22 protein-coding genes are annotated in these 23,429 nt (G+C 44.7%); 5 read left to right on the top strand and 17 right to left on the bottom strand.

What is annotated here, in order from left to right; genetic code table 11:
- A complete protein-coding gene (locus MHB64_RS07600) occupies nt 1-1,446 on the bottom strand; it encodes a rhamnulokinase (RefSeq protein WP_341134085.1) in 1,446 nt (481 codons plus the stop codon).
- Between the two features lie 30 nt (nt 1,447-1,476).
- Nucleotides 1,477-3,243: an L-fucose isomerase gene (locus tag MHB64_RS07595; protein WP_094871585.1), complete on the bottom strand. Its 1,767-nt coding sequence runs from the start codon at nt 3,241-3,243 to the stop codon at nt 1,477-1,479.
- A 244-nt stretch (nt 3,244-3,487) separates the two neighbouring features.
- Between MHB64_RS07595 and MHB64_RS07590 the strand changes: the two genes are divergently transcribed.
- On the top strand, nt 3,488-4,258 hold the full coding sequence (locus MHB64_RS07590) for a DeoR/GlpR family DNA-binding transcription regulator (protein ID WP_341134084.1): 771 nt from the start codon (nt 3,488-3,490) through the stop codon (nt 4,256-4,258).
- Nucleotides 4,259-4,301: 43 nt separating this feature from the next.
- Here the strand turns inward: MHB64_RS07590 and MHB64_RS07585 are convergent, their stop codons facing one another.
- Complete coding sequence (locus MHB64_RS07585) at nt 4,302-4,970, bottom strand: SGNH/GDSL hydrolase family protein (protein WP_094871583.1); 669 nt, start codon at nt 4,968-4,970, stop codon at nt 4,302-4,304.
- A 109-nt stretch (nt 4,971-5,079) separates the two neighbouring features.
- On the opposite strand from MHB64_RS07585, the gene MHB64_RS07580 reads away from it, so the two are divergent.
- Nucleotides 5,080-6,054: an aldo/keto reductase family protein gene (locus tag MHB64_RS07580; RefSeq protein ID WP_341134083.1), complete on the top strand. Its 975-nt coding sequence runs from the start codon at nt 5,080-5,082 to the stop codon at nt 6,052-6,054.
- Nucleotides 6,055-6,112: 58 nt separating this feature from the next.
- On the opposite strand, the gene MHB64_RS07575 is transcribed toward MHB64_RS07580, so the two are convergent.
- A complete protein-coding gene (locus MHB64_RS07575) occupies nt 6,113-8,788 on the bottom strand; it encodes a YhgE/Pip domain-containing protein (RefSeq protein ID WP_341134082.1) in 2,676 nt (891 codons plus the stop codon).
- Nucleotides 8,789-9,023: 235 nt separating this feature from the next.
- Here MHB64_RS07575 and MHB64_RS07570 point away from each other — a divergent pair, with 235 nt between their 5' ends.
- Entirely contained in the window at nt 9,024-9,551 is a 528-nt protein-coding gene (locus tag MHB64_RS07570; RefSeq protein WP_341134081.1) for a hypothetical protein, read from the top strand.
- A 92-nt stretch (nt 9,552-9,643) separates the two neighbouring features.
- Here MHB64_RS07570 and MHB64_RS07565 read toward each other — a convergent pair whose 3' ends face one another.
- Nucleotides 9,644-10,603: a glycoside hydrolase family 43 protein gene (locus MHB64_RS07565; RefSeq protein ID WP_341134080.1), complete on the bottom strand. Its 960-nt coding sequence runs from the start codon at nt 10,601-10,603 to the stop codon at nt 9,644-9,646.
- A 12-nt stretch (nt 10,604-10,615) separates the two neighbouring features.
- Nucleotides 10,616-11,881 (bottom strand): glycoside hydrolase family 27 protein, encoded by a 1,266-nt coding sequence (locus MHB64_RS07560; protein WP_445671604.1) that lies wholly within the window; start codon nt 11,879-11,881, stop codon nt 10,616-10,618.
- 326 nt (nt 11,882-12,207) lie between these two features.
- Between MHB64_RS07560 and MHB64_RS07555 the strand changes: the two genes are divergently transcribed.
- Nucleotides 12,208-13,164, top strand: coding sequence for an ArsR/SmtB family transcription factor (locus MHB64_RS07555; RefSeq protein ID WP_094871572.1), 957 nt, complete (start codon nt 12,208-12,210; stop codon nt 13,162-13,164).
- Nucleotides 13,165-13,291: 127 nt separating this feature from the next.
- Nucleotides 13,292-13,450, top strand: coding sequence for a hypothetical protein (locus tag MHB64_RS07550; protein WP_036675694.1), 159 nt, complete (start codon nt 13,292-13,294; stop codon nt 13,448-13,450).
- 132 nt (nt 13,451-13,582) lie between these two features.
- On the opposite strand, the gene MHB64_RS07545 is transcribed toward MHB64_RS07550, so the two are convergent.
- From MHB64_RS07545 to MHB64_RS07495, 11 genes are all read right to left on the bottom strand, one after another.
- Nucleotides 13,583-14,353 (bottom strand): class I SAM-dependent DNA methyltransferase, encoded by a 771-nt coding sequence (locus tag MHB64_RS07545; RefSeq protein ID WP_280787459.1) that lies wholly within the window; start codon nt 14,351-14,353, stop codon nt 13,583-13,585.
- A 154-nt stretch (nt 14,354-14,507) separates the two neighbouring features.
- Nucleotides 14,508-15,434, bottom strand: a complete 927-nt coding sequence (locus tag MHB64_RS07540; protein ID WP_094878361.1) for a CvfB family protein — start codon at nt 15,432-15,434, stop codon at nt 14,508-14,510.
- Nucleotides 15,431-15,778 (bottom strand): ribosome silencing factor, encoded by a 348-nt coding sequence (rsfS, locus tag MHB64_RS07535; protein WP_042185972.1) that lies wholly within the window; start codon nt 15,776-15,778, stop codon nt 15,431-15,433. Before rsfS ends, MHB64_RS07540 begins: the two co-directional genes overlap by 4 nt.
- Nucleotides 15,775-16,353 (bottom strand): bis(5'-nucleosyl)-tetraphosphatase (symmetrical) YqeK, encoded by a 579-nt coding sequence (gene yqeK / locus MHB64_RS07530; protein ID WP_094878360.1) that lies wholly within the window; start codon nt 16,351-16,353, stop codon nt 15,775-15,777. The genes rsfS and yqeK overlap by 4 nt, the downstream gene beginning before the upstream one ends.
- Nucleotides 16,325-16,927: a nicotinate-nucleotide adenylyltransferase gene (locus tag MHB64_RS07525; protein WP_094874286.1), complete on the bottom strand. Its 603-nt coding sequence runs from the start codon at nt 16,925-16,927 to the stop codon at nt 16,325-16,327. The genes yqeK and MHB64_RS07525 overlap by 29 nt, the downstream gene beginning before the upstream one ends.
- Nucleotides 16,928-16,961: 34 nt before the next feature.
- Complete coding sequence (yhbY, locus tag MHB64_RS07520) at nt 16,962-17,255, bottom strand: ribosome assembly RNA-binding protein YhbY (RefSeq protein ID WP_042185967.1); 294 nt, start codon at nt 17,253-17,255, stop codon at nt 16,962-16,964.
- 57 nt (nt 17,256-17,312) lie between these two features.
- Entirely contained in the window at nt 17,313-18,188 is an 876-nt protein-coding gene (aroE, locus tag MHB64_RS07515) for a shikimate dehydrogenase (RefSeq protein WP_256990039.1), read from the bottom strand.
- A gap of 16 nt (nt 18,189-18,204) precedes the next feature.
- Nucleotides 18,205-19,332: a ribosome biogenesis GTPase YqeH gene (gene yqeH / locus MHB64_RS07510; protein WP_094874287.1), complete on the bottom strand. Its 1,128-nt coding sequence runs from the start codon at nt 19,330-19,332 to the stop codon at nt 18,205-18,207.
- A 2-nt stretch (nt 19,333-19,334) separates the two neighbouring features.
- Nucleotides 19,335-19,856, bottom strand: a complete 522-nt coding sequence (locus MHB64_RS07505) for a YqeG family HAD IIIA-type phosphatase (RefSeq protein ID WP_094874299.1) — start codon at nt 19,854-19,856, stop codon at nt 19,335-19,337.
- An 88-nt stretch (nt 19,857-19,944) separates the two neighbouring features.
- Nucleotides 19,945-22,182 carry a DUF4129 domain-containing transglutaminase family protein gene (locus MHB64_RS07500; protein WP_341134078.1) on the bottom strand — a complete coding sequence of 746 codons (2,238 nt, stop codon included), beginning with the start codon at nt 22,180-22,182 and terminating at the stop codon, nt 19,945-19,947.
- A gap of 1 nt (nt 22,183) precedes the next feature.
- Nucleotides 22,184-23,428: a DUF58 domain-containing protein gene (locus tag MHB64_RS07495; protein WP_094874289.1), complete on the bottom strand. Its 1,245-nt coding sequence runs from the start codon at nt 23,426-23,428 to the stop codon at nt 22,184-22,186.
- Nucleotide 23,429: the final 1 nt, after the last annotated feature.

Raw genomic sequence — 23,429 nt, 5'->3', positions numbered from 1 at the left:
CTATTTTTTAGAGTTCTTCACCAAAGAAGGCTGGTATGTCTTAAAGGTAAAAGATCGTGCCACGAACTCTTTCGCCTTAGAAACCTCCAATTTCCCCAGGGCAGCCAGCTGGACAATAATATTGCCTATTCCACTGGCCTCCACAGGCCCTGCAACGACTTCTCTACCCGTAGCATCAGCGGTGAGCTGGCATAATAGCTCATTTTGAATCCCACCGCCAACCATATGAATGATAGTGATTGTCTTGCCGGTGATCTCTTCCATTTCTTCAATCGTTCTACAGTATGATTGCGCAAGGCTCTCAAGGATAACGCGTATAAATTCAGCTTTCGTATTAGGCGACTGTTGCCCCGTTCGCTCACAATATTCCTGAATCCGCTGCATCATCACACCAGGTGTGCTGAAAAGCTGGTCATTCGGGTCAATGATCGCTGGCGACCCATTAATCGTTTGGGCTAATTCAACCATTTCACTTTGACTAAAATTCTCTCCTGCTTTCGCCCAATTCCTCTGGAGCTCCTGTAGAATCCATAGTCCCGTTGTGTTTTTTAGCAAACGATTAGAATTACCGTAGCAACGTTCATTTGTGAAACCATATTCATAGCTTTTCTCTGAAATGACCGGCTCAGGCGTCTCCATCCCCACCAACGACCACGTACCACAGCTTAAAAATGCAGCTTCATCCTTACGAGTATACGGAATCGAAGCCACTGCTGAAGCCGTATCATGTGAAGCGCCGGCAATCACTTTCATCGGTCCGATACTAAGCTCCTCTTGAATAACCGGAAGGATTGATCCAATAACTGTCCCCGCATGAACCTTATGTGGAACTAGATGACTCGGAATCCCCAGCCTGCTAAATAATTCAGAGGAGAGTTCTCCCGTAACAGCATCCATTAAGCCGCTTGTACTCCAGATCGTGCGTTCTGCTGCTTTTATACCAGAAAATAGATAATGAAATAGATCTGGCATCATTAAAATAGTGTCCGCAGTCTCCCTAACAGAATCATTATCCTGAAAGTCAGAGAACAACTGATAGACTGTATTAATCACACTTGGTTGAATACCGGTCATACGGAACTGCTCTGCCGGCGACAGTAACGCTTCCAATTTGAGACGGTGAACCTCCATCCTCCGATCCCTATAATGATGTGGGGAATAGAGCAGCATTCCATTTTTATCGATAAAACCGTAGTCGACGCCCCATGTATCCACACTTAAAGACGTCAATTCTCCATGTTGCCTAAAGGCTTTTTGAACCCCTTGCTTCATTTCATGGAACAGTCTAAGAACATCCCAATATAAGTGCCCGTTGATCTGTACCGGCGTATTATCAAACCGATGAATTTCTTCCATTTGTAGCCTATCGCCACCATATATCCCCAGCATCACTCTTCCGGAGCTGGCGCCGAGATCTATGGCTAGAAGCTTAATCGTATCACCCATTGTTCACCACACCTGCTTCACAGGAAGATTTTAATAGAGAGGTCCAAAGTTCTGACAGGCTCTGTAATCGGCTCCCTCTAGATCTTCAGTGCCAAATAATGACCATACCCGTGGTCTAAAAATACGTGATTCCTCAACGTTATGCATGCTGACTGGAATGCGTAAAATGGACGCCAGTGTAATCAAATCCGCTCCAATATGCCCATAACTAATCGCCCCATGATTGGCGCCCCAATTATCCATGACATCATAAACCGATTGGAATGAACCACTATTAGTTAGCTTAGGTGCAAACCAGGTCGTTGGCCAAGTTGGGTCTGTTCTTTGATCCAGTGTATGGTGAACATCCTCAGGCAGCTCTACGGTATAACCTTCTACAAGCTGAAGAACAGGCCCAAGTCCTTTTACCAAGTTCAAACGTGCCATGGTAACTGGCATCCCGCCTTTGGTTAAATAATTCGTAGAAAAGCCACCCCCACGGAAATATTCTTGAGAAGCTGGGCGGAATTGTGTATGGCTTAAACAAGCTTCTACCTCATCCTCTGTAATTTCCCAAAAAGGTTTAATCGCAGGTTTGCCGTCTATCGTCTGTTCACCCGTACCATCAAGAGCAGCCGAACCCGAGTTGATCAAGTGTAGTATTCCGTGTGCTGCCTCACCTTGCAATTGATGACCTGTTACACGCTTAACAGCATCTGGACTCCAAAAGGTGCGGACATCCGCAAAGATTTGTGCAGTATTCGTCAGCAGATAATTGAACAGCATCGTTACTCCGTTCAGGCTATCATTCTCTGTCGCTATGATATAAGGTGTACGTTTACCGTTCCAGTCAAAAGAGGAGTTCAGTATCGTCTCCATGAAATCCCCATTAGGAAAATGATCCGTCCATTGGCGCTGACCTTGGAAGCCACCAACAATCGCATGATGACCATTGGCCTCTTCCTCAAAGCCCAGCTCAGCGAGAACAGGATTACCGATCATCAGATCCCGGGCGATCAATGTCATTTTCACACAAGTCTCCCACTGCTTCTCTTTCTCATCATCACTTATTTGCAGATGCTTCGGATTATTATCGGCACCAACTTGGCAGTTTTCTTTAGTCCACGCGAGGGCTCGTTTATATTCCTCTTTATCATAAATCTCCTCTTCAAAGCGGCGTACATATTCTGACATATCTATATATTCATTGCGCATCCCCAGATACTCTTGGAAGAACTGTTCATTCACAATCGATCCAGCAATCCCCATCGAAACAGAACCCATAGATAAATAGGACTTCCCTCTCATTTGAGCAACTGCCATCCCTGCTTTAGCGAACTGTAGCAATTTCGTCTGCACATCCGCTGGAATCTCCTCACTGCCAGACTCCTGAACATCCTCACCATAGATACCAAACGCCGGAATTCCTTTTTGTGCATAAGCAGAGAGAACAGCAGCTAGATAGACGGCGCCTGGGCGTTCCGTTCCGTTAAATCCCCAAACCGCATGCGGGATCGAGGCGTCCATATCCATCGTCTCAGAACCATAACACCAGCAAGGGGTCACAGTAATCGATACGCCAACATTAGCCCCAGCAAATTTCTGAGCCGCAGCCGCAGCTTCTTTAACACCACCAATCGTAGTATCGGCAATGATACACTCCACGGGGCGGCCATCTGGATAAAATAAGTTCTCTTCAATAAACTTAGCTACCCGCTGTGCCATACCCATGGTTTGAGCTTCTAGCGATTCGCGAACCCCTCTTCTTCTGCCATCAATGGTCGGACGGATACCAATTTTCGGATAGTTTTCTATCACTGCTGTTCCTCCTCAAGATCATCTTTAATCTTATCGATAATGGAATGATTTCTCCTCCATCATAAAATATGGAAACGCTTTAGTCAACATAAATCAACATATTTATAGATAAATAATGTGGTTTTATGTGGTATTTATAACATAACACTGTGGTATTATGTGAGTATGAGGTTATTTTTTGATTTTGATTTTTATGACAATGTAGTAAACTAGGAAGTAGATGATGATAGAGGTGAGTGAACGGATGAAAGCATTTGAACGGCGGGATCTAATCATTAATGAGCTGTATAGACAAAAGAAAGTCCATGTCGCTCAGCTGGCGCAAAAATTCAATGTCTCGGAAGAGACCATTCGGCGGGATCTGGATAAACTGGACAAGGAAGGCCTTGCCAAGAAAAATTATGGCGGTGCAATTCTTAATGCCCACACGAATGAGGACCCTCCCTATGTGAGTAGGCATCAGGTAAATATAGAGGCCAAACGTACGATAGCTGATCATGTTCTCCAATTAATTAATGATGGGGATAGCTTGGTGACGGATACGAGCTCAACCGTTTTTGAAGCTTTACGGAGAATTATAGAGGAGAAAAACAATCTGACGATTATTACGAATTCTTTGGTTGTATTATCCGAATTTCAACATTCTGGGCAAAAGCTTATTTCCACTGGTGGGATACTAGGGCCTGAGACAAGCTCCTTCGTTGGGCATACCGCCTCACAGACCATTCAAAAATATAATGTGGATGTAGCTATATTCAGCTGTAAAGCGTTATCCATGACTGGCGGACTCAGCGATTCGAATGAAGAAGAAAGTGAACTGAAGATTCTTATGCAACAACAGGCGAATAAAGTCGTTCTGCTCGCAGATCACTCTAAGTTCGACAGGACTGCGTTCATCAAATTATTCAGTTTCGATAAAGTGGATTATATCGTTACAGACGAGAAGCCTTCTGAGGAATGGATCGAGTTTCTGAATCACTATCATATATCTCTTATCTATGCACCCGCTGAGTAATCAGTAGGTGCATAGATAAAGATTGGGAGAATCCTTTATTTCACTAGTCTTTTAAAATACCGCTTTTCTCTACGATCTTCAGCCACTCCCCGGCAATCAGATTATGCCCGGCTGCTGTCGGGTGAACGCCGTCCCACAGCCAGTAGGCTGCATCTGTTCTACGAGTAGCTGCATCAAATGCTTCCTGTAAAGGAACAAACACAGCATTAAATTCCTCTGCAAGCTGCTTAACAACCCCCTGATAATGAGTAATCCGCTCTTTCCATTCGTCCCATTGTTCTGCCGGAGCTCCGGTATTTAGAATAAAGGGCTCACACAAGACCAGCTTCGTTTGCGGAAGTACTTCCCCGGTTTCCTCAAGCACATGACGGTACGCACGTTCAAAACGATCCGTTACTCCACTTGGTTCCCCTTTCATTGTTCTCCAAAGATCATTAACACCAATCAAAATACTGATGACATCTGGCTGAAGGTAAATCGCATCCTCATTCCAGCGTGCATACAGATCGGAAATTCGATCCCCACTGATCCCACGGTTAAAGAACACTAGATTCTGCTCAGCCCGTTCATTGCCTAGCTTGCCTCCAATAATATACGCATAGCTATGTCCCAGAATATGATTGGGGTCTTCATCACGACCACGGTTCCCATCCGTAATAGAGTCGCCCTGAAATAAAATCACTTTTTTAGCTTTAGAAGTTGGAATAGTCATTCCTATGATTCATCTCCTTGATCTCTTCTTTCACATGAAACACTCAAGTTGAATATTCCATAAGATACAAGTAAAGTTAACATATACAACTCAAGGAGGGAAGAAAATAATGAAATACAGAAGGCTAGGCAATTCAGGTCTAAAAATCAGTGAAATCGGCTTAGGCAGCTGGCTTACATATGGAACAGCAGCAGAGCAAAAGGCAGCAGACGCCTGCATCAGCAAAGCTTTTGAATGCGGTATCAATTTCTTTGATACAGCTAATGCTTATAACCGTGGTGAAGGCGAAAAAGCAATGGGTGCTGCTCTTCGCGCCTATGAAAGATCGTCTTATGTGCTGAGTACAAAGGTATTCTTTCCGATGGGCGATGATGTGAATAATCGTGGTTTATCACGTAAGCACATCATAGAGCAATGCGAAGCTAGCCTACGGCGTTTAGGAACCGATTATATTGATGTTTATTTTTGTCATCGATTTGACAGAGAGACGCCTGTGGAGGAAACTTTGCGCGCGCTGGACGACCTAACTGCACAAGGTAAAATTCTATATTCGGCAGTGAGCGAATGGAGCGCAGCTCAAATTTCTGACGCCACCGGCATTTCACGCAGACTAAATCTGCGTCCGCTTATTTCCAATCAGCCTATCTATAACATGTTCGAGCGGTACATTGAAGATGAGGTACTTGAGGTATGTCAGCGTGAGGGCCTCGGACAAGTGGTCTTTTCTCCACTCGCCCAAGGTATTCTGACAGGTAAATACAAACCTGGACAACAGCCTCCGGCAGGAACCCGCGCAGCTGATGATTCGGTAAATGGCGTCATTCGCAGCTACTTCCGCGATGATGTATTGACTGTTGTCGGACAGCTCGATGAACTAGCTAGCCGTCTTGATTTGAAGCTGTCGCAACTAGCGTTAGCTTGGACCCTACGTCAACCCGGCGTAAGTTCTGCTATTATCGGGGCCAGTAAGCCAGCGCAGGTGGAAGAGAATGCCCAAGCTGTTGATGCCGTATTGTCTCCTGAAACTTTGGAGAGAATTGAAGAGCTTCTAAAGCCAGTAGCCGATTTCGCTCCCGCGAGATAATCTGAAAGAGGTTGTACCAAAAGCCACAGCAATTGGCTTAGGTACAACCTCTTTTTTCTTAAGAAATCAATTTGGATTCTTCGGCTTGTTCAGCCGCCTTTTCGATATAACGCTCCAGCGGCTTCTTGAGCGTTAGCGCCAGTAAGAGTGCTATTACACCGAATAGGATCAAATAAAGACAATCGCGAATCGCCACTTCCGGCAGAATCCCCCCTACCGCCTCCCGCATCAAACTAATCGCATAAGTAAATGGCATAAACGGATTCAACATTTGAAAAAAATGGCCTGTTGTACTGATTGGAAACGTACCGCCAGAGCTTGAGAATTGAAGCACCATGAATACGATCGCTATCCCCTTTCCAACGTTGCCGAATACGGAGACAAGCGTAAAAACAATCGTCACGAATACGATACTAATTAATACTGCAAAAAGGACAAACCACACCTTGTCCACCACATAACATTTCAGAATAAAGAGATTACCGAGTACAGCCACCAGCGCTTGAAGAATTCCAACCGTAAGAAACGTCAGCAAACGTCCAAAATACAATTGATACCGCTTGTACACAATTCCCTCCGTATCCACTCCCGTACGAAGAAGTGAGATTAGGAGTGTGCCACCTACCCATAAGGAAAGTACAACATAAAAAGGAGTCATAGCCGAACCATAATTCGGAATAGGATATAACTTATTCTCTTTTAATACTACCGGGTTGGCCAAAAAATCACTTTTGCTCTTAATATCCCCTCCGAGCAGCTCTGCAATCTCTCCCAGATCCACCTCATCTTTGATCTGACGGATGGTAGCTGCCGCTTTACGAATCGAATCTTCCAGGATCGGAAGATCATTTCGCACCATATCCGCTGCGACCGCCACTCCCTTATCCGCTCGGGGGAGACCTGTACGTATCAGATCAGAAATCTGATGCACCCGTTCCTCTACAGCCGGCAGATCCTGACGGACGAAATTTGCAGCTTGTTGTATTTTTGCTCCTGCAACAGGTAAGCTGCTCTGAATTAGTGGAAGTGTATCGCGAACAAAAGCACCAAAGCTCTGTGTCTTATCTGCGACACCGCTAGCTGCTGTATGTACCGCTTCACGAATAGCTGGTAAGTCCTGCTGTAGACTAGCCAAGCTTGATTGTCCGAACTCAATTGCTGCCATAGTCTCCTCAAGAAGGGTACCCAGCGCCGATAGACGATCCGGAACTTGTTCCAGGGCAGTGGCTGTAGTCTCTGCAGCAGTGGATATTTGCTCTAACGTATTTTTTATAGCAGGGATAGTTGCCGCTTCATATTCGGAAATAAGCTTCGCTATGGCTAAGTTCCCTTCGCCAGATTTAAGACCTAATTGCTTAACATCACTCGGATCTGGCTGACCTTCATTTTGTAAATCCAATACCAACGAATTTACCAAAGAAGTCTGTCTGCTCAAGGTATTATTTACATCCTTCAAGGCGCCAATCTCAGCATTAGGCACTGTTCCTGGCGAGAATGTATTCAGTGCCGATAACAAAGAAAGCGTATGATCCATCACGTTACTTCCCGACCCCAGCTGAGCGGAAACAGACTCAAGTTGCTCGCGGACCGCTTGCGGGTCAATATCTTCTCCCTGCAGCAGTTCAGCAAGCTGAACTACTGCATTCTCCGTTTTTTGCAGCAGGTATATATTTTGTTTGAGGGCGGCAGGTACCGCTTCAAATGCAGCATTACTCTTCTCTAAGAACTGTTGAAGCTCTAGAACAAAATCATTTCCAGCAGTTGCAATCTTGTCCGCCTTAGGTAGCGCAGTTAGGGCAGTGCTAACAACTTTATTTGCTTCCGTAAGACCTTCAGACGCCTTGTCCATAATTTGTTCAACTTCACCAAAATGATGATCAAGTTGAACGATTAGCTGTGCTGCTTGTTCAATTTTGGGCAGCTTATCCTGCAGCTCTCCTAAATGATCTGCAATATTGGCAATTTGAGGCCAATGTTCAGCTATTTTTTCTAAAGCCAATCCCGCCTTTTCAACCTCTGGCAGCTTATTCTCCAGCTTAGAGATGCGCGCTGCCGATGCATGAATTTGCGGCCATTGCGCCTCCATTTTCAATACATGTTGGCCTGCCGTTTCAATTTCGGGGAGACTTGCCTCTAACTGAAAAAGTCCTTTTTCTACCTTGCGTATAATAGGCAATTCAGATTGGAACTTTGAATCGATTTGTTTTAAGGCTGTAAATACGGTTTCGCTAATGGTTTCCGTAAAATTCTCACTGATCTGTGTCGTGATTGAAGAGGCACCTTTATCCGTGATTTTAGGCGCAATCGCGTTTATCTTCTCATTGACGGTGTATTCAATCTCTGGTTTCACGATCCTGCCTTCAAGGATTCCTGTCATTCTTTTGGAGAAATCAGCAGGGATAACAATACTCGCATAATAATCTCCACGCTTCACACCATTGTGCGCAGCTTCTGCATCTACGAAGGTCCACCCTAAGCTTTTATTATTCCGAAGACTTTCCATGACATCATTGCCGATATTGAAGCTCTTATCCTTCACAGTGGTCCCTTCATCCAGACTAGTTACAGCAATCTTAATGCCAGAGGTATTACTGTAGGGATCCCACACCGCCGCAACGTTAAACCAATCATACACAGAAGGTAACACCACCAAAGCAGCGATCAGGAACACGGCCACAGGAACCTTAAAAACGTTGCGCCAGTCGTTCCTATAAATCCGTAGTATTCCACCCATTCGTTGCTCCCCCTAATCTGTATGTTTTGACATTTTAATATGCCCGAGGAGACAAACTTTTACTATCATTTTCAGTGGATTCACGACTGGCATCTTTTTTCAGAAATTTTTAAAAAAAATTGCAACAAAACCTGCCCGTTTAACGTAATAGAAGTATATAGCCCGTTTAGGAAAAAACATAGCGGGTAATAAGCTATATACAACCTTTTTACATATCTCAAGGGGGAGATTTCTAATGTTTAAGAAAAAGTCAGCGTATGTGTTACCGGTTGTTGTTCTATTGTTTCTTTCCCTAATTACTACTGCTAGTACCGTTGGAACACGAGTAGATGCGCAAGATAGTGGCAAGACTCAGCAACAGACGGTATATATTCATACTATTCAATCCGAGAATGGCAAGCTTTCCATTACAGCCGATGAAATAAACTGGTATCAGGGTGCTGATGCTGACCGAGTCTTTGCTGAAAGAGACCCGGAAGGTGCAGCAGAAATTGGCGGAGCTCCAGACGGATATTATGTTGTTAATGATGTTGATACACTGACAACCTATCCGATCGCTGATAACGCAACAGTCACCATGCAGATCTTTGATCACACTGGTAACATTGAGGACTTAGACATTCAGTGGAACGAAGCCATTACCTTACAGCAATTTATCGATCAATTTAATAAGACGGATATTTTCGATCTAAGCCAATTCCCTTATCACCTTACGATTCAGGACGGCCTAATCACTTCCATCGTGCAACAATATATACCTTAAGCAGCAACACGTAACATATGAAAAAGAGGGTTACCCAGCGGCCATTAACGTGGCTTATGGGTAACCCTCTTTTTTTGCAAAACGGAGTATTTTTAGTGTGCATCCTTAACAGGAACTCCAAAATTCGGTGTGCCATCTTCATTCCAATGGAAGACCTGAGCACGAGTATGACGGTTTGGATCATAAAGAGGATCGCCAGTAATTTCTTTATAATTGCGGCAGTGGTAGATGAGCACATCTTCCCCATTTCCATTGACCGTAAAGCTATTGTGGCCAGGACCGAATTGTCCATTTTCTTCATTCGTTTGAAATACAGGATTGGGTAGTTTAGTCCATGAAGCGGCCTCCAGAAGTTCACTGTCTTCATCCGCAACTAATAGTCCCATACAATAATTGTAGTCTGTAGCACTCGCCGAGAAGCTGATAAAGATACGACCATTACGTTTCAATACTGCTGCACCTTCATTGACTGTGTACCCAATAAATTCCCAGTCATGTTCAGGCGTAGCAATCATAGTCTGAGGACCTGTGAGTGTCCACGGATTGCTCATTTCAGAGATATACAGATTAGAATTCCCCTCAATATTCAGATCCTTCTGAGCCCATACATAGTACAGTTTTCCTTTATGCTGAAACGTGGTCGCATCCAAAGCGAACGATTCCCAAGCGGTCTTCACTTGACCTTTTTCTACCCATGTTCCTTCTAAGGGATTAGCAGATGCATTCTCGAGCGCAAACATCCGGTGATCGAACAAACCATCCGTCGTCTCCGTAGTCCGTGCTGCGGCAAAGTAAATGTACCATTTCCCGTCTATGTAATGAATTTCCGGCGCCCAAATGTTAGCACTAAGTGGCCCCGTCTCATACTTGCGCCAAGCTACAACTGGTTCTGCAGTAGTTAATCCTTCGATGGTTGTCGATCTTCTTACTTCGATCCGGTCGTATTCTGGAACTGAAGCTGTGAAATAGTAATATCCATCCGTATGTTTATATACCCATGGATCAGCACGTTGCTCCACCAATGGGTTGTTGTACGCTCTACTCGTATCCATAATCTCTCTCCTCTATAAAAGCTGTAACAATGCAGAACCATGCGGTGGAAGAAGCTGCTTAACCCCTTCATTAACAACCTCCAGGTCGCGGCCTAGCCATAGATCACGGATCGTGCTTGGAATGGAAACATGAAGCTGTTGAAACGATATTTGAAGCGTCGACTCTTCATCACTGAGATTGAACAACGCTACATAATGGTTACCTTGCTCATCCTCAGAAGTCCAGATCGCATACTCTTCATTCCGCTCTACCTGTCTACCACCCTTACCAAAATGATGCAGATGAAGCACTTCCTTATTGGTTAACAAAGATAAAGTCCACTCATCATTGTCTCTTAGTTCTCCTCCGAACATTAAAGGCGAACGGAAAATAGCCCAGAGTGTCATCATGGTAACCTGTTCGTCAGGAGTAAACCTTGTAAATCGGTCTCCCCCGCCATCAACGGAACGAATCCCAAGATGACCTAGCGGCAACATATCACAGTCTGGCCAATGGCCAGGCTGAACGTAAGGAGCCCATTTTTCGCAGCGCTCGAACATTCCACGCAGCAAATGCCAATGATCCCAATAATCGTCGGTCATTCTCCACAGGTTAGCATGTTCAGCTAAGTGTTCAGCCTCTTCTACCGGAGCAGGTCCAGGTGAAAGACTAAGCACCATTTCACGACCACAGCGGTCGATAGCCTTACGGATCATGGCAACTTCGTCTTTGTGGTATCCATAAATACGTGAAGCGGCAATATCATCCACCTTCACATAATCTACGCCCCAACTGGCATACAGCTGGAAGAGAGAATCATAGTAAGCCTGACTGCCTTCTTTAGAAGCATCTACTCCATACATATCTGTATTCCACGGACATATAGAATTGGGATGTGCGATATCACGTGCGGTTTGCTCAGATCCAAGAATGGAACTTGCCGCATGAACGGCCTGTCGAGGGATTCCACGCATAATATGGATGCCGAATTTCAACCCTAATCCATGCACATATTCAGCGAGTGGGGCAAAACCTTTGCCTCCCTTTGCGGAAGGAAAACGATTTTCTGCCGGTTGAAGTCTGGAATACTCGTCCATGACCAGCGGTACAAAGTTACGATATTGCGAAGAGTTCGCTCCAGGCTCATACCACTGAATATCCACAACAACATATTCCCAGCCAAATTCCTTCAAATGAGCAGCCATATATTCGGCGTTGCCTCTTACCTCTTCTTCATTAACACTAGCTCCGTAACAGTCCCAGCTATTCCAGCCCATTGGGGGCGTTGCAGCTAACATAATGATTTTCACGTCCTTTTCTAAGACTTTCAGTTTAAAAATAGCATAGAGAAAAAGACTTGTAAATATATTTATTTAAACCTTTTAATACTTTTATAAAATAAATAGTGAAAATAACATGATTTCGTTGTAAAACCATCTTATCTTGTGAATTAGTTTCATTAATTTTTAAATTAAATTAGATTAATTACAAAAACAGGAAAAACTCCCCCTTATTTTTATCATTCTACAAAATAAGGAAGGATGCTTTATTTATATGCTATATTAGTTTATAATTTCATAAAACAGTATTCATTTATGACCATTTGGAAGAAGGTATTGATAAAATGATCTATATTAAAGATTTAATGAGTGGTCTTGAAATATTCAAGGCGCTTAGTTCTGAAATCAGAATCCTCATACTCGAACTTTTAGCTACCAATCAAGCACTGAATCTGAATGAAATTGCCAAGAAGCTGAATCTCAGCAATGGCGCAATCACGATGCATATTAAAAAGCTAGAAGAAAGCGGTCTCATCGAGATAAACACATCCGTGGGTAAACACGGTATTCAGAAGGTCTGCTATTTAAATAAGGATAAGCTTATTGTTGATCTTCGCAGCAAGGATGTTGATAATCTCTACGAAGTAGAAATCCAAGTAGGACATTATAGCAACTATCAGGCTGTTCCGACCTGCGGACTTGCTACCAAAGACAGCATAATCGGGGATTTTGATGAGCCGCGTTATTTTGCAGACCCCCAACGGATTGAAGCCGAGATCATATGGATGGGCGAAGGCTTTCTCGAATATAGAGTTCCGAACTATCTTAAAGCTAATCAAACGTTCCGTGAAATCCAATTCTCGATGGAGATTGGCTCGGAGGCCCCAGGATCTAACGATAACTACCCTTCCGATCTTTATTTTTACTTAAATGGAATTGAAATCGGCTACTGGACTAGTCCTGGAGATTTCGGAGACACCCGTGGAACGTTTAATCCAGACTGGTGGCCTCCACATTTAAACCAATATGGTATGCTCAAACTGATCCGTATTAATAATGAAGGCAGCTTTATTGACGGCTGCCGGATTTCTGACGTGACCCTGGATGATATCCAGCTGGATTACAAGAGCGAGCTTACTTTCCGGATAGCTGTAACGGACAAGCCTGTAAACAAACGCGGACTCACCATTTACGGCAAACATTTCGGCAACTATAGCCAGGACTTGCTGGCGCGTGTACTATATGATGTTCATGAAGTTGAAATTGGCGCTTCTCGTACTGCTGTTACCTTATCAGAGTAAACCATTTAAACAAAAAGACCGCAGAAGCAGAAATTTCTGTTCTCCGGTCTTTTTTACCTTCGTATATTTTTTTGGGTTTGACTCATAATAATCTTGTCTCCCAAACCACCGAGAAGGAGTGTTTCGAATGCGTGAAGGTCTAATTCCCGCTGTTCTTGGAACCGTCGTAACCGCTTCAAGCGCCGCTTTTCTTGGAAGCAAGTATAAGATGGCAGCAACAGGCGTACTTGGATTTGGTCTGGCTCATGTCGTATTGGGTGCCATTGATCTGTTTGAGCATCGGTAAGGATTGGAAGATGCCGGGTGGCATAAACACTGCCCGGTTTTTTGTTTTACATAAGTACGAAGTCAAAAAAAGGGTGTCCCATCAGCTATTTTCATAGCTAATGAGACACCCCTCTTATTATTATGGAAATATTTATTTTATAGCAATATAAAATAAACGTTCCGCATCATCATCCGCCTCTATCCACTCGAAATCGGCGTAAGTCTTCACATCACTAAATCCAGCCTTAAGCAGTTCATCCATCATCCACTGGGGATCGTAGGCACGCTGAATATGCGTCTCTTCGAAACGGCGATATACATCACTCCGTCCCTCTTCGCGGGCGAAAATAGACAGATGATGTTCTATTTCGCGGCGTGGAACATCCATCTCACAAGTCCAAATATAAGACACCGATGGTTCATCCAGAATAAAAGGCTGTTCTTCTTCATAACGGATCAGTGTATTTGGATGATGCACATCGAACAGAAAGGTGCCGCCTTGCTTCAGTCCTGCGAAGGTACTAGCAAAGACAGCTCTGATATCGTCTTCTTCCAGCACATAATTCAGACAATCACAGAAAGAAATCACAGAATCCACAAGCTCTGGAAGCTCCCATTCCTTCATATTTTGTCTAATCCAACGAACACTACCTTCGCGCAAGAAGCGCCGTCCCTGGGGATGCTCTTCCATTTTGCGCTGTGCCACTGAGAGCATATCTGAAGATAGATCGATTCCGGTCATATGATACCCTGAACCCGCCAAAGGAATAGTGATACTCCCGGTGCCGCAGCCAAGCTCAGCCACGGTTACAGGCTTACCGTATTTACTCCATGCGGTTTCAGCAAAGGAGATCCAATCAGGATACGGCATATCTGCCATGAGCTCATCGTATACATAAGCAAATTTCCCATAGGAAGACACTAGTACACCGCTTTCTATTACAACATTTAATGTAAATCTGTTATTGACCCATCAAGCATAAACGCCCTCGGCGTCCCTACAAGGACGGTAAGCGTTTAAGCGAGAAATATAAGGATAAAATATAGTGTGAAACTTATACTTTCTTATATTTTAATTATTCAGTTTCAGTTGTACCTTCATTTCCCTCGGTTGAATCTTCCTCTTCCTTAGGAGCAAGATACGTCCAATTCTCTTTTTGGGTAATATGGCCTTCCTTCATCAGCTTTCCAAGCGCACGCTTAAAGGCTGATTTACTAATTCCGAAGCGCTGCTTGATAATATCCGGTGGTGTTGCATCCGAATAAGGCATCGCTCCACCCGGACGGGCATGCAAGAATTCTAAAATCGTGGCAGAGTCAACATCCATGCCTACTTCTTTACGGAGCCCCATAGAAAGGTTAACCCGACCATCCTCGCGAATATGGGAGACACGTGCTTCGAACTGCTCTCCAAGACGTAGTAGACGACTCCGTTCAGAGGAATGGACCATACCGATAATACCAAAGCCTAAAACCCCAGCATCTACAAGAACAAAAGTCCCCATCTGCAGCGGTTTGTAGACCCGGGCTGTCACAGTCTGTCCCATCCAGGATTCAGGCGCAGGAAGAGCTAACGGAGCTAGTTCCTGTTCTCCGGCTAGTTTAGCACGAAGACGTCCCTGTTTATCATGCTCCATAATCGCATACACATAGTCGCCGATCTGAGGGCGCAGCTCTGGAAGCTCCGGAAGCTCGCGAATGGGCAGCAGCAGCTGCCGTCCGAGACCCATTTCCAAGAAGCAGCCTAGACGCGGATGGATATCAGCCACTTCCAATAAGGCCATTTCGCCCAATGTTAGAAACGGTTTCTTCATTGTTGCCGCTAGACGATCCTCGGTATCGAAGAAGATAAAGACTTCAACTTTATCGCCTGTCTTAACCTTCTCGGTAAGCTCCGTATAATGCAGCATAACATCCTGATCTCCTGCGTTCAGGAAAAATCCGTATGGGGATACCTCTCTTACTACATTAAGTGTAACTGTAGTTCCTGCAATCAGGCTCATACAGTCTCCACTACCTTCGCATCCGACCACAGACGCTCGATATTGTAGTATTCACGTTCATCGCGGTGGAAAATATGAACAATAACATCTCCAAGATCCATCAGCACCCAACGTGCTGAATCCATTCCTTCGATCCCCTTAATTACGCCGCCTGCTTCATGGACCACTTTACGGACTTCGGTAGCGATGGACTGAACTTGAGTATCCGAATTACCGTGACAGACAACAAAGTAATCACTAATCGGTGAAACAGTACGCAGATCTAATGCCACTACGTTCATTGCTTTTTTATCTTCCACAGCCTTAAGGGCCAGTTCTAACAGCTTGCTTGGTTGTACACTCATATTTTATCCTCCAATATTCTAACTAAATCATTACGCGCCAGTACCGTTAACGGAAAGATCACTCGGCGTTTTTCCAGTAGTAAACTAATCGTAGAATCAAATCCAGCGACTAGTCCTTCTTCCAAACTTACTTTTGCCAGCTTACGTATCTTATCAACCCCTGGAAAATCGCGGCCAGGCTCGATATAGTCGGCGAGACAGACAATTTTCTCAAGTAAACTCATATCTTCACGACCTGAGGTGTGAAAACGGATTGCATTAAGAATATCTGGATCTGTGATCCCATAATCTTTCTCTGCTACAAAGGCACCTACTTCCGAATGCCACAGCTGTTTGTCATGCTTCAGAAGATTCAAGTTCAGATGATTCTGCTCGATAATCTCCTTCATTCTCTCCACAGGCCAATACTTGGCCACATCATGCAGAATTGCCGCTGTCTCCGCACGCTCAGGATCAGCGCCATATTGCTCTGCTAGTTGAATGGATGACTGCATGACGCCCAGTGTATGCTTCCAGCGCTTAGCAGGCATTTGTGTCGAGACCGCCTCAATCAGAGCTTCGCGGCTGTATGCCATACAATCCACTCCTTTGAACATATTCGAACACTGCCTCAGGTACCATATAACGTATGGATTTGCCAGTTGCAGCCCGTTCTCTTAACATCGTTGACGAAATATCAACCAGAGGCATATCTGCTAGCAGTACCTTCTCTGCTATATAGGTTGGCAAAACGTCTAGATCAAGAGGTGTCCCCGGACGACCTACGCCGATAAATGTAAGCCGCTGCACAAGCTCTTCAATCTCGTTCCATTTCGGTAAATACTGGACCATATCCGCTCCGATAATGAAATAAAGATCGAAATGCGGATACGTCTCTTGCAGCCGTCTTATGGTCTCATACGTATAGGAAACGCCACCTCTGACAACTTCCCAATCTAATGTGCGAAAAGCTTCATGATTGTGTATCGCTTCCTCCACCATTGCCAGCCGATCTGCTCCAGATACCCCTGCCTCATGTTTATGAGGCGGAATATGCGAAGGCATAAACCATACTTCTTGAAGTCCATAAGTTTCTCTGGCTGCTTCCGCTGCCATCATATGTCCAATATGAAGAGGATCAAAGGTACCTCCCATAATTCCAACTTTCAAGAGGACGACCTCCTCGGTAGTATGCTTTCAGGTATTAGCGGGGCAGCTCAATGGTTTTGTTGTCACGCGATTCTTTGTACAAGACAATGGTCTTTCCGATCACTTGTACAAGCTCAGAACCCGATTGTTCAGCCAGCGCAGCACCGATCTCCTTGGGATTCTCAATATTGTTGCTCAGTATACTAATCTTCATAAGCTCACGCTTCTCAATAGCTTCTTCAATGTGGCGTACGAGGTGATCGTTTACTCCACCTTTGCCCACTTGGAAAATAGGATCGAGGTGATGCGCCAATGAACGAAGATACCGTGTTTGTTTACCAGTTAACATAAATGAATAACTCCTTAATTAACATATATTATTACCCTAAATTGATGAATCCATTTCTTATTCTTTTCCACCCAGACAATTGAGTATGGTCTTTCGCATGATTTCCGTAGGCGCAGGCTGTCCTGTCCAATACTCCAGTGCATAAGCCCCCTGATAGACAAACATCCCGAGGCCTCCATGAATCGTACAACCCCGTTCAAGTCCTTCTAACAATAGACGAGTGCGCAGTGGATTATAAATTAGATCACTTATGACCATCCCTGCACGAAGCAGTTCAGGATCTATAGGTGTCTCATCCATGTGAGGATACATGCCTACGGAAGTTGTATTGATCAGTACATCAATACCATCTAGCATTTCCGCTACTTCGTTCATGCTAATCCCGATCACATTCCCTTTGCTCTGGCACTCTGCAGCCAAGTCCTGTGCCTTATCAACACTGCGATTAGCGATAAGGATAGACGAAGGCTTCTCCTGAAGCAGTGCGGCAACAATTCCTCTTGCTGCGCCGCCCGCTCCAATCACCATAATCTTCGTACCTGACAAATCAGAAATAGCTTCCGCTTTAAGCGAACGTACATAACCGATTCCATCCGTATTATATCCGGTGAGTATTCCGTTATTGTTAACAATCGTATTGACTGCACCAACGGCTACCGCACTTTCATCTAATAGATCTACATAAGCCATCACCGCAACCTTATGCGGAATCGTCACATTTACCCCACGGAATCCAAGGGTGCGAATCGCTTGCACCGCATTCTCCAGATTGTCTGGAAGGATATGAAGCGGCACGTAAGCACCCGGAATTCCCAATGCTTGGAGTGCTGCTTCATGCATAATAGGCGATTTTGATTGTATAATAGGATCTCCCATTACGCCCAGTAAAATATTCCCGGTATTGTAGCCCTCGGTTGCAGTTATCAAAGACACTGTAATAGCCTCCCCGTTAGATCATCGAAGGGCGGGTAAGCACCTTCACACCACGCGGAACATGGATAGCCACGACTGCGCCTTCTGTCCCATTGACCTTAATCCAGCCCAAACCTGAAATATATAGATCGCTCCGACTGCCTTTATTAATTCGGAACTCATGCCGTTGCCATGGTGGCAGCTTGTCCATCCGGTCACTTCCTGGAGGAGACAACATTTCACCACGATGGTCCGCATAAAGGGAATCTGCACGTTCCAGTTTGGTGCGATGGATTTTTAAAGTACCACTAATAAAGCAAGTGAACGATTGATGCGGACCTTGCACGAAATCAAAACGTCCCAGTCCACCGAAAAATAACGTCTGTCCTTCATTCAACTGATAGACGGCAGGCTTCAACGGATTGGCTGGCATAACTGCATCCAGATCCTGACGCTCAACTAGTTCACTATAACGCCATGGATACACGATCCCTGGTGTATCAATAATATAGTGGCCATCATCTAGTGGGATTTTGACCGTATCAAGTGTAGTACCAGGGTAACGTGAAGTGGTTAACTCCTGTTCCAAATCGCTGTAGTCCGAAATCAGACGATTGATAAGCGTAGATTTCCCTACATTCGTTGCACCGACTACATAAACATCACGCTCACCACGCAGCTCTGTTACGGCTTCCAGTAAACGATCAAAGCCTTGATTACGTTTCGCACTGCAAAGTACGATTTCAGCTGTCCGCAATCCTTCTTCTTTACAGCGTTGTTGCATCCAGTTACGCAGTTTATTCCAGTTCGTAACCTTAGGTAGCAGATCACATTTATTCACTGCAAGAATAACTGGGTTATTACCGACAAACCGCTGAAGACCGGAAATCAAACTGCCTTCAAAATCGAAAATGTCAACAATATGAATAACAAGTGCATTCTTCTCCCCTACTCCACTCAGCAAGCGAAGAAATTCATCCTGGTTCACAGAAACAGATGAAGCCTCGTTATAATTCTTAATCCGGAAACAGCGTTGGCAAATCACAGGGTCCCGGTCTAGTGCGACTTCCGGAAGGTATCCTGGTTGATCCTTATGCTCCATCTGAAGCTTGATACCACAACCGCTACACTTCTCAGGACGCTGTGTTTCACTTTGTTCGTTCATTACTATTTTTCCTCCTCGTGCCACAATCCTTTTTTACGAAGCCGTGTCAGAGCCACTCGCTCTACCCGACGATTAAATCTTGTGCCGAACCCTTCATCCTTCACGGAGATTGGCAGCACCAATACGGTATACAGGCCAAGCCGATTGCCGCCGTATACATCTGTAAGCATTTGGTCGCCCACCACAATCGTTTGCTCCGGTGGTAACTCCATCTGCTTCATCGCTTTGAGAAAAGGAGCATTACTCGGTTTCCGAGCCTGATGCACAAATTCAATATTAAGCGGTGTAGCAAAGCGTGACACCCGGTCCATGTTGTTATTGGATACGATGATGAGCTTAAAGCCCACTTCCTTCACCTTCTCAAACCACAACAACAGCTCCGGAGTAGCCACAGGCGCTTTGGCACCGACCAGTGTGTTATCCAGATCCGTAATGATTCCACGGTATCCCTGTCGATACAGCTCTTCTAGAGAAATATCGAATACCGTATTCACCCGGAGTTTGGGAACTAACATTTCAAACAATACGTTCACCTCGATTTCATACAAAAAACTATAACATACTCCATGCGCTACGCAAATAAATCTATAGCAATGATTTACTGCCTAAACGCTATTTCTTGGATCTTATCGTTCTCCGCAGCCGCAAAGCTTCAGTATACACGCTCTGCCAGTCTTTGTCTTCAATAACATCAGGGCTATACTTTGCTTGTTCAAACATCGTTAGCAGTGAAGAAAGATGATTGGCCACAGCAGGTCGTTCCTGACTCCAGCGGACTACGGCTTCACGCAATGTTTCATGCTCTTCCTTCATCATTCCCTTACGATGCAAATACCTTACCCAACGCTCAGTTTCAGCCACAACTTTCTGATCAGGCGTTAAAGGTCGGCCCATTCGCATCTGTTGAACGAAGAAGCGCAACTTAAAGCGAATATGCCAAACTTTAAAAATAGTCCAGGATAATAATACAACCACTGCTGCCAAAACTACCCATAAACCCACATGGAAGCCTTGATCTGCTTGTGCATTAGTCACAGGTGCAGGTGTTGGTTCTGCCATTTCATCTTGATCTTCCTGATCTGTCTCAGGTATTTGCTCATTCTTAGTCAGGAGAGGAGTATTAAACCCTGGTGTAGCTTCAACAGGAATCCAACCATACTCACCAAAATAGACCTCTGCCCAGGAATGGGCATCTGCATTGGTAATCGTGTAATTATTATTTGCGGTACCTACCTGCTGCGCCAAATTCATAGGCAATTCCGCCTGTTCTCCAGGTGCATAACCCTTAACCCATCTTGCAGGGATGTTTAGGGAACGTGCCATAGTGACTAATGCCGTAGAATAATAATCACAGTAACCTTCCTTCAGCTCGAACAAAAAACCATCTACAAAATCCTCACTTGAAACACGTGTTATATCCGGCTTGTTGGTATATGGAAAGGTTTGTTGTAAGTATTGTTGCAAAAGTGCTGTTTTTTCATACGGTGTTGTTCCTTGTGCTGTAATTTCCTCGGCCAGATCTTTAACCCGTTGAGGGAAGTCATCAGGCAGCTGAAGAAAGCTTTCCTCCAGATCATTCCCTTTGTATAGTTCCTTATAGGTCTTTGCTGTCAATTCCTGAACAGGAATGACCGGAACTTCAGAAGTCAGCTCAAAGGTCGAAGGATAGTCGAGTTTCTTCCCGTCTATATCCCATAGAAGCTCACTATCACGATCTCTCCAGAAAAGACCCTTCCCAGCTGCCTCACCATTCAATGAATCCACCGAAGCTACAGAATAAGCACCGAATAACACCGGAAATTCATTATTGTTAAGCACTTTAACCGTCTGTTTCAATGTGCGGGTAGTGACCTTAGAAGCCGCATTTTGCTCCAAGGATTTCCCCGTCTCCACCTCTTCTAAAGGTCCTCGCTTCAATCGATCCTTATCCGACCATCCACTTCCAGAATAGACTCTGCGTGTTTCTCCTCGCATATAAATACGTAAATCTGAAACCACTGTCATCACCGGGGTATAATCGAAGTTAAAGCCCCCGCCTAGGTTGTCATCATTCAGACTATAGCCTGACGAAGTATTGTTAACAGAGGAACCTGAACCCGTATTGGAGTTTGTTGTTCCAGTTGTGCTCTTACCAGAAGATTTTCCAATTCCATTCCACTCTTGCCACGCCGTATAAGGATCCTTCAAAGTAGGCCTTACATCCGGCATATTTACACCGATTAAAATAACCAGAGAGAAGACGATTGCGATATTCATGACTATTTTCGAGGGATATTCCAGCAAATGTACCCATCCACGCGGATAATGTAACTGAAAACTTCTTAGGTGCTGGCTGACAAGCCAGCACATACCCGCAAATACCGTCCAAGCCACTTCCTGCCACAAAACAATAGATGTAAAGGAATCAAGCGCAGCCAGCGCTACAATGTTCATTCCTATAAACCATAAGATACGCTTCTTCGAGGATACCCACCAAGACGATAGCAACAACAAGGCAGAGGCACCAAGAGCAAACCAGATATACGGCACCATATACACACTAATATCCTGAAGCTTATCAAGAAGGGTTGTAGCCCATGGATCTGGAACATAAATTCCATAATTAGTAATGTTGCGATAAACGATATAGATAATAGCTGCTGCTTCTATAATCAGTCTGAATTGAACTTTAACAGGAATAAAAATCTCAATGATGGTAATCGTTAACAGGGCAGCCCATACAGAAGCAGTGGTTTGATTAAGCCAGATGGGTTCCGTATAAGAAATCCACTGCTGTGCAATAATCAATAGCCATAACAGGCCGACGGAACGGTGCCAGGAGAATTTTATCTGATTCCACCAGGTTCTCATATCAACCTTCCCCTCCTAACACTGAGGGAAGCTCTTGAAGCGAGCTAATACCATAGCCGGTTATTCCACGAGATCTAAGGACGTCTATCCAATCGTTACCTCTACTTATCTCTGCGGAATTTCGCACATGAATGTGAGAAGCAGTCATTCCTCTGCTGTCAGCCCAACGTAGGGCATCAAGTACAGGCTGTCCACGCTGTGGACTAATTAACACAAAGTAAGAGCCTTTAGGAAACATACGATATCCTTTTTCCAATCGGGAGATAAGCGGACCGCGCCCCTCAGCGTTTAGATCGATTAAATATTGAATCATCTTCTGACGCTCAGCAGCACCTTCAACAGGTGCGAACACCTTCGTCGACTTATCCAAACAACATAGACCAATTCCAATTCTCTCCCGAATGCCGAAGCCGAGGAGTGATGCCGTCACCGAAACTGCTAATTCGAATTGATTCGTATTCATATAAGCTGATGTGCTTCCGTCAAGGACTAGAATGGTTTTGGGAATCGACTCATGCTCAAACTCTTTGGATTTCCAAGAGCCTGTCTTAGCAGTTGCGTTCCAGTGAATTCGCGTCAAGCGATCACCATATACATAGTCACGGACGCCATTAATCTGTGTGGTTTCACGCCGAGATTGAACAACGGAAGCCTGCGGCCCGGATAGCCGAGATTTTCTCTCATATAACTGCCAGCGCGGAACGTAGATCGCACGAGGCAAAACCTGAAATTGTCCTTCCGATAAAAATGTTCCCTTATGCTCGACAAGCCCAAATATATCTTGGCTGATAATATCTGTATTAGAGAATGTGTAAGTTCCACGCTCTAAGGCCGGTGTCTGAAACTTTAGTTCCCCAATGCCTCTGAGGCTTGGGACTACACTTTCCTCAAATACCCACGATTCTCCATTATGCCGCTTAAGAACCTCCCTTACAACAACGTAAGGCAAGGGCAAAATCCCGGGAATTGTAATCTTTAGTTTTACACGAAGATGCCCTCCGGCAGAGAGCAAATCCCCCTTGTCTTGTTCAGAATAAAGACTGCGAGTGCCCTTAGCTCGCCGAACGCCTCCTAAACCTCCAGCAATCAAATATGCAATAAGTACAGAGACCATGATAAACAACATAAATGCAGTTTTCCCGCCCTGAAAAAGTACATATAAGAGTGTAATACTCCAAATTACAAGGATGCTTGCAAGCTTAGATGGCTGAATGATGGCTGCAACCGACGACAAATAACGTCTCATA

Source organism: Paenibacillus sp. FSL K6-2859 (assembly GCF_038008265.1).
Classification (GTDB): domain Bacteria; phylum Bacillota; class Bacilli; order Paenibacillales; family Paenibacillaceae; genus Paenibacillus_AQ; species Paenibacillus_AQ nitricinens.
This window is presented reverse-complemented; position numbering and strand designations above follow the sequence as displayed.